The 6,689-nt window shown below is 42.8% G+C and carries 10 protein-coding genes and 1 pseudogene; 3 read left to right on the top strand and 8 right to left on the bottom strand.

All coding sequences use genetic code 11. From position 1 onward, the window contains the following. Positions 1-208: 208 nt before the first annotated feature. The 8 genes from IM456_RS14245 to IM456_RS14210 all read right to left on the bottom strand — a co-directional run bounded on the left by IM456_RS14245 (position 209) and on the right by IM456_RS14210 (position 4,373). The gene (locus IM456_RS14245; protein WP_106910032.1) at positions 209-418 is read right to left on the bottom strand and encodes a BrnA antitoxin family protein; all 210 of its coding nucleotides are present in this window, start codon (positions 416-418) and stop codon (positions 209-211) included. Positions 419-422: 4 nt separating this feature from the next. Then, on the bottom strand, positions 423-701 hold the full coding sequence (locus IM456_RS14240) for a BrnT family toxin (RefSeq protein WP_002772034.1): 279 nt from the start codon (positions 699-701) through the stop codon (positions 423-425). A gap of 113 nt (positions 702-814) precedes the next feature. Further along, complete coding sequence (locus IM456_RS14235) at positions 815-1,150, bottom strand: HepT-like ribonuclease domain-containing protein (protein WP_066029773.1); 336 nt, start codon at positions 1,148-1,150, stop codon at positions 815-817. Then, on the bottom strand, positions 1,147-1,440 hold the full coding sequence (locus IM456_RS14230) for a nucleotidyltransferase family protein (RefSeq protein WP_002770523.1): 294 nt from the start codon (positions 1,438-1,440) through the stop codon (positions 1,147-1,149). Before IM456_RS14230 ends, IM456_RS14235 begins: the two co-directional genes overlap by 4 nt. Before the next feature lie 71 nt (positions 1,441-1,511). Then, on the bottom strand, positions 1,512-2,270 hold the full coding sequence (locus tag IM456_RS14225; protein WP_287692037.1) for a PP2C family serine/threonine-protein phosphatase: 759 nt from the start codon (positions 2,268-2,270) through the stop codon (positions 1,512-1,514). A gap of 13 nt (positions 2,271-2,283) precedes the next feature. Beyond that, complete coding sequence (locus tag IM456_RS14220; RefSeq protein ID WP_287692035.1) at positions 2,284-2,940, bottom strand: vWA domain-containing protein; 657 nt, start codon at positions 2,938-2,940, stop codon at positions 2,284-2,286. 301 nt (positions 2,941-3,241) lie between these two features. Continuing rightward, a complete protein-coding gene (locus IM456_RS14215; protein ID WP_044034581.1) occupies positions 3,242-3,583 on the bottom strand; it encodes a thioredoxin family protein in 342 nt (113 codons plus the stop codon). Between the two features lie 88 nt (positions 3,584-3,671). Beyond that, the gene (locus IM456_RS14210; RefSeq protein WP_287692034.1) at positions 3,672-4,373 is read right to left on the bottom strand and encodes an NnrU family protein; all 702 of its coding nucleotides are present in this window, start codon (positions 4,371-4,373) and stop codon (positions 3,672-3,674) included. A gap of 370 nt (positions 4,374-4,743) precedes the next feature. Between IM456_RS14210 and IM456_RS14205 the strand changes: the two are divergent. The 3 genes and pseudogenes from IM456_RS14205 to IM456_RS14195 form a co-directional block, all read left to right on the top strand. Beyond that, a pseudogene (locus IM456_RS14205) lies at positions 4,744-5,049 on the top strand ((2Fe-2S) ferredoxin domain-containing protein); the annotation flags it as partial. Positions 5,050-5,273: 224 nt separating this feature from the next. Beyond that, on the top strand, positions 5,274-5,840 hold the full coding sequence (locus tag IM456_RS14200; RefSeq protein WP_149985759.1) for a photosystem I assembly protein Ycf4: 567 nt from the start codon (positions 5,274-5,276) through the stop codon (positions 5,838-5,840). Between the two features lie 28 nt (positions 5,841-5,868). Next, complete coding sequence (locus tag IM456_RS14195; protein WP_149985760.1) at positions 5,869-6,612, top strand: peptidylprolyl isomerase; 744 nt, start codon at positions 5,869-5,871, stop codon at positions 6,610-6,612. The last annotated feature ends 77 nt before the right edge of the window (positions 6,613-6,689 follow it).

The raw sequence follows: 6,689 nt of genomic DNA, 5'->3' as shown, positions 1-6,689 counted from the left end.
TGACAGCGATAAGTTAAAGACATCAAAAAATCTCCGAGTATTTATGCTGTTCAGTCCCATCGTAGTTGGGTTGAACAATAGTGAAACCCAACATTTTTTAATAATTGAGTTGGGTTTCGTTCCTCAACCCAACCTACAGATTACTTTTGATAGATTTTTTGCTCACGATTGTTTGAGGTAGATGTAATCAAATCAGGTTCATTGTTTTTTACTGCTGCTGCTGTTCCATCACTTCCCGCAAGATGTAGTTAATTTGTGTCTCATATCCTTTCCCTTGAGCTTTTAACCATTCTAATATATCTTGATCTAGTTGGATGGTTAATTGCTGCTTTGATGGCGAAAAAGATACTGTTTCTTGGGTAAGGAATTCATCACCTAACGGCGGAATATCAGAATAATCGATATTCTCATCCGTCATCGCATCAATTCTCTTCAAGTCGCTTTTGATAGATTTTTTGCTCACGATTGTTTGCCTTTCTCATTGAGATTATACGAGTTTTATTAGAGCGAGGGGTATGGACGATTAAGACAACTCGACCTTTCAATTTGCCAAGCGTAATATATCTTATCTCACCATAAACGAAACGGCTATCCTCGAAGGTAACACATTTACCACCAAAAACTAGCGGTGCATCCTCAAAACTCAGTCCGTGCTTCTCTAAGTTAGCGTCGCTCTTGTCTTGATCCCATTCGTACTTCATTGTTTGAGGTAGATTCGTTAATATTAGCTTCCAAGGTAGTGCCTTAGTCCCATCGTAGGTTGGGTTGAACGATAGTGAAACCCAACATTTTTTAATAATTGAGTTGGGTTTCGTCAAATCAATTCCTGTAAAATAGCTTCGATTTGTCCTTTTAGAGGAGGAATGTCATTTTCAACAATATCCCAAATAATCTCTAGATTGATACGAAAATATTCATGAATAGTTAAGTTTCTTAGATCGCTGGCATCTCGCCAAGGAACTTCGGGATATCTTGCTTTAAATTCTTGAGAAGTTGCTCTAGCTGCTTCACCAATAATTTGTAAATGATAGACAATCCAAGTTTGAATTAATTCTTGTTGTTCAAACAGGGTTTTTCCCTGTCGAGCATACTTTTCTAAACGCTCAATTGCTTCTAAAATATCCCGCAAGCGTTCGCTATCATCTCTCATAGTGGTATTGCTTCTTTTAGTACCCGCTCTCTGATTCTATCTTTAAGTCCCTGTTCGGTAACAATATCAACTTTACAGCCTAACAAGGCTTCAAGTTCTCGAATTAACGGCAAGGGAAACCAGGGACTCCGACGTTCGCTACAATAATCAATTAATAAATCAATATCGCTTTTTTCGTCAGCTTCTCCCCGTGCAACAGAACCAAAAATTCGCACGTTATTTGCGCCGTGTTTAGCCGCAATAGCAATAATTTTTTCTCGTTTGTTTTTAAGTAATTCGTCAATTTTCATGATTTACTTAGTCCATAGTCTTATCGTAGGTTGGGTTGAACCAGATCCAGAAACCCGGTTTCTTAAACCCCTCAGTTTCTTAAACAAAAAGCTAGGAGTAAGGTTTTATCATCGGTTGTTAACTTATTTAAATCCTCCCGCTTTAAAAATTCTTCGAGGTCTTCCTGCAATGGCGTTTCTGTCTGTTGTAAATATTCCTCTAATGGCTGAAAAAAAGGCGGAAAAGGCTGCCAATTTTTATAATCGATCGATACCTTTTCCACTCCATCCGTCGCCACACAAATAAAGGCAACTGGCTCGGTTAAAATTTTTATTTGCATCTCCTCCAAAGCATTACTAGAAATAACAAAAGTGGTTTCATTGATGTATTCCCCCTTGTCAGGCTGGAACAATAACTGATAATTTCCTCCCAGAGGTTTGAACACAATAAAACCATCTCCTATCTGCATCGCTGCTAACCGTTTTGAAGTAACCAAAACAACCAGTAAAGTTGTCGCCAGATCATTAATATATAACTGTTCTTTTTCAGCTTTTTCTTGGAGAATTTGCTGAACATAAGCCAACAGTCGCCGGAATATTTCCTTTAATTCCGCTTCAGTTCCAGTGGCAGCTAATGCTGTTTTTTTGAGCTTATCCTCTAAAAATTGCAGCGCTGCTTTAACTGTTATTTTCGCCCCTAAATCCGAATGTTTGGCACTACCGGCCCCATCGGCTACGGCTCCAATCAAAACATCCTGACCCAATAATTTATAATCACCATAATCTTGACAGGGTAATCCCGTTTGGACGTGAAAACTACCGACCACCGACTGACATAATGTTCTCCACATAATTAACTGTCCTCTAGGTGGTGATTTGTCCCCAATTCACTGGTGGTAAAGCGATCGCCGCTCCAATTTTACCACCAGAAACTCGTTTCATTGAGTTACTTAACCACTGAAATAATTCCCGAAAATCTAAACCATTGAGTAACACGGGGGGATTATTAGAAATCTGTTTGAGCGTCTCCATATCAGCACCCTGAACACCTACAGAAAAAAATAAAACCCGATTTTCTGCTTCTGCTTGTTTTACCCGTTGCGCTGCCAGATTCCATTGATCCGTAGGCGCACCATCAGTAATTAAAAATATCCAGGGGCGATAATATTGGATACCATTATTTCTATAAATCGCTTTACGATCTTCGACTAAATCTAAGGCCAATTCAATCGCTTTTCCCATGGGAGTTAAGTCTCCTGCGGTTAAAGTAGGTGGCGTAAATTGGTCAATCCCGACAAAATCTTGCACGGTTTTAACCCCTCCATTACCAAAGGTAACAATGGCGGTTTCTACGCTCAACGTCGCTTGGGTATCCCGCATCACGTCCTGCTGAAAGGTTTTGATACCATCATTGAGAGCCTTAATCGGTTCCCCTTGCATTGAACCAGAGGTATCTAGTAGTAGTACCACAGGACAGCGATTTTCCTGATTTTCGACAAATTCAGCCACACCAATCGGCATTTTTCTCAAGCCTCCTAATTTTTTGAACTGGGGGAACTATGGGTATCTTAGGAATTGGGATTATCTACTTTTTGTCCTATTATATTATCTCTGCCAGTCCCATCAGAAAAGACATCTTTCCCTTAAGCAGGCAGGTGTTAAAAACTATCAGACACCCCCCTTATTAAGGGGGGATTAAGGGGGGATCGGCACCCCCCTTATTAAGGGGGGATTAAGGGGGGATCGGCACCCCCCTTATTAAGGGGGGATTAAGGGGGGATCGAACCCAAAATATATCTTCAATTTAATTATAACCAGCTACTTAAGCTGAACGCAGGATTTGATTTTTGACTATTAGTCGCAGGGTTTGATGCAATTCCTCGCGACTGTGAATTTCCTCCAGACGGTGAACGGGAACACCTCGATCGAAGAGAATTAAAGTAGGCAGACTACGCAGACGAAAACTATTAGCTAATTTAAAATTATCATCGGCATTGACAGCTACTAATTGAATCGCACCTTGACAGTCATTTTGCCAAGACAAGAGGGTGGGTTGGATTAAACGACATAAACCACACCAAGGTGCCCAAAAATGCACGAGTACCGGACCAGAAGAATCTAAAACTAGCTTAGGGAAGCTCTTTTCGTTGACAGATAGCATCATGTCTAAACGGATTTTATGAAAACTTAATTTTGATATAAAAGCCATCTTACACCAATCGGGATCAATAAGAAAGGGGTTGGGAGCCAAATCACCAATAAATTTTACTTGTTGCTTGCATTAGCCAAGGATGCGCCCACCAGAGGAGTAAAATAAACCCTGTTACCCCTAGATAGGCAGGACGAAGGAATTCTTGCCATTTTAGGCTTTGCCGACCATCGATAATCGCTAAAAAGGGAATCACCGAGGTGCGTTCTTTGACCTTTAAAAATGCCTCTCCGTAACGGTCTTCTAACCGGCGATCGCCATGCCAGACAGCAAAAAGATGATGGGCAATTAAACCCAGGGAAGTTAATAGGGTAAAGCTTGTCCCTAACCAGAGGGTGTGAGCAATACACCAGATCACCTGTCCTACCATCTGGGGATGACGGGTAACGCGCAGGATGCCGGTTTCGTAGAGATGAACCTGCGGTTTTTGGATAGCGGCGATCTCCAGCAGGTTAAAGGTGGCAGGATAGAGAAAGAAAAAAGAAATGGCCGAAAGTATCCAAACTAGGGTTTTTACTCCGGTTACTCCCTGCACTTGCCAGAGAAGCAAACCATCATAACGATGATTGAAGAAATAAACTACTAAAATTACCGCTAGAGGGATACTAACGAGGGCAAATAATACCCGATACAGTCGCGCACCGATGATAGCTTCTCCCCCCATTCGTAAACTGGCTAATCCGCTATGGGCGACGGCAAAACCCAGTAATAAACCTAACATGACCCAATGACTAGCGAATGCCACTTTTACCCTCTTGATTGACTAAATTTTTCTCCGAACTCTATTTTAAAGATTGATGGTTAATTTTTCGCCCCCCTTTTTGTAAGTACCTAAGCAAAATTAATTACACATCCAAGCCGTCACCCGTTAGCCAAAAGCTTTTTGCTGTGACCAGTAAACAGTGAACTAAAAATTCAAATCTGATCCCTGATAGCTGTCCCGGAGTCCCCCGTCTCCTGTCTCCTGTCTCGGAGTCTCCTGTCTCGACTAGGAAATTAATTTTGCACGACTACTTATTGCCAGTATTGGGGATTCGGGGCAAAATAAAACTATGCTTCCCCAAAGCCATTCCCAAGAATATACCCAGGGAACTATCTAATTTTTCTACTTTTTAGGTAATATGTCTTATCCCCAAAAGCGATTTGTGATGGTCTGTCAGCATTCTTCCTGTTTGGTACAGGGTGCGTCGGAGCTTCTTTTAGCTTGGCAAACGGCAGCTCTCCCAGAAGATGTCATCGTTATGACCAGTGGTTGTCAAGGACAGTGCAGCACTAGCCCCACGGTGAGAATTATTCCCGAGGAAACCTGGTACTGTCGTGTTAAACCAGAGGATGTCAATCAGATTGTCGAAGAACATTTAAAAAACGGTCAACTGGTTGAGCGTTTACTCCATCCACGCATTCACGCTCAATGGCAGTAAACTTGATCATCAATTTTTCAGTGATGCTTCACATTGGGTAGATCAAGAGACAGAAGACGATTCCCTATCAGGCTATACTTCATATTTATGAGAAATGCTGTATTTATCTTGAATGTCAGGTGAAGACCCTCGGTTGGGGTTGGGGAGTATGGGGGGAGTCGGGGTTGGGGAAGTGGGGAGAAAAAAGCTGGTAAAATAACTCTAGGCAACCTTAAAAAGAATTCATGAAAGCGCAAACAACAAGTAAAGATAGCCTGATCCTACGGCAAGAAGTAGTGGGAGCGCGTCGCCCTAGTAACTATTTTTGGGCTGTAATCGTCTCTATTGGCGGTCTAGGGTTTCTCCTCGCCGGTCTTTCCAGTTATTTGAAGGTCAATCTACTTCTCGTTAGCGATACCAGTTCCTTACAATTTATTCCCCAAGGAGTCGCCCTCCTCTTTTATGGCACTGCGGGGACGCTTTTAGCCATCTATCTCTGGTTATCTCTCTTCTGGAATGTCGGAGGTGGTTACAACGAGTTTAACAAGGAAACCGGCAAAGTTAAAATCTTTCGTTGGGGCTACCCCGGCAAAAATCGTCGCATTGATCTCGATTGGCCTCTCGAAGATGTGCAAGCTGTGCGGGCCGAAGTGCGAGAAGGACTCAACCCGAAACGGGAACTATTCCTGCGGATTAAACAGCGTCGCGATATCCCTTTAACTCGCGTCGGCGATCCGATGTCCCTCTCGGAATTGGAAAATCAAGGAGCGGAACTCGCTCGTTTTCTGGAAATTCCTCTAGAGGGATTGTAAGCCTTTTTTCGCTCTTTTTGGCTATAAAATGATGAAGATAAGAAAATATTGCTGGCTGTCTCTAGTTTGTGTTTTTTTAATCACAACGACGACACTTTTCGGCTGTTCTTCCCCAGAAGCTAATTCCACCCCCGATAATTCTAATTCTAGTATCACCCAAACCTCTCAACCTGCCAGTTCGGGCAGTGTCAACATGGATAATTACAAACCCCGCTTAGATGGAACTGCCGTCGTCGAGATGATAATCAAAGGTAAACCGGTAACGATCGAAATTGATGGCAATGCGGCCCCAATTACTGCCGGTAACTTTGTGGATCTGGTGGGGAGAGGTTTTTATAATGGTTTAACTTTCCATCGCGTGGTTAAGGAACCGCAGCCTTTTGTCGCCCAAGGTGGTGATCCCCAGGGTCGCGGAACCGGTGGTTTTGTTGATCCAGAAACCAAGCAATCCCGTTATGTTCCCCTGGAAATTCTCCTCAAAGACGAAAAAGAGCCGATTTATGGGCAAGCAATCGGTCAACAGGCCACGGCCCGCACTCCCATCGTCGCTTTACCCCATAAACGGGGTGCGATCGCAATGGCCCGTTCTCAACAACCTAATTCCGCTTCTTCTCAGTTTTATTTTGCCCTGTCGGATATCAATTTTCTCGATGGTGATTATGCCGTTTTTGGTTATGTAACTGAGGGAATGGAAGTGATCGATACGCTCAAACAAGGGGATAAAATTGACTCGGCCAAAGTTGTTTCTGGTGCAGAAAATCTGAAAAAATAGCGATCAGATTGGGTGAGTCCGCGCGACGATAATTTAATCTTCGCCGTCACCCACCCAATCATTTAATATTCCGATAA

This window comes from Microcystis sp. M079S1 (genome assembly GCF_020246425.1).
Taxonomy (GTDB): domain Bacteria; phylum Cyanobacteriota; class Cyanobacteriia; order Cyanobacteriales; family Microcystaceae; genus Microcystis; species Microcystis aeruginosa.
The sequence above is the reverse complement of the archived record's forward strand: the minus strand, read 5'-3'. Positions and strand labels throughout refer to the sequence as shown.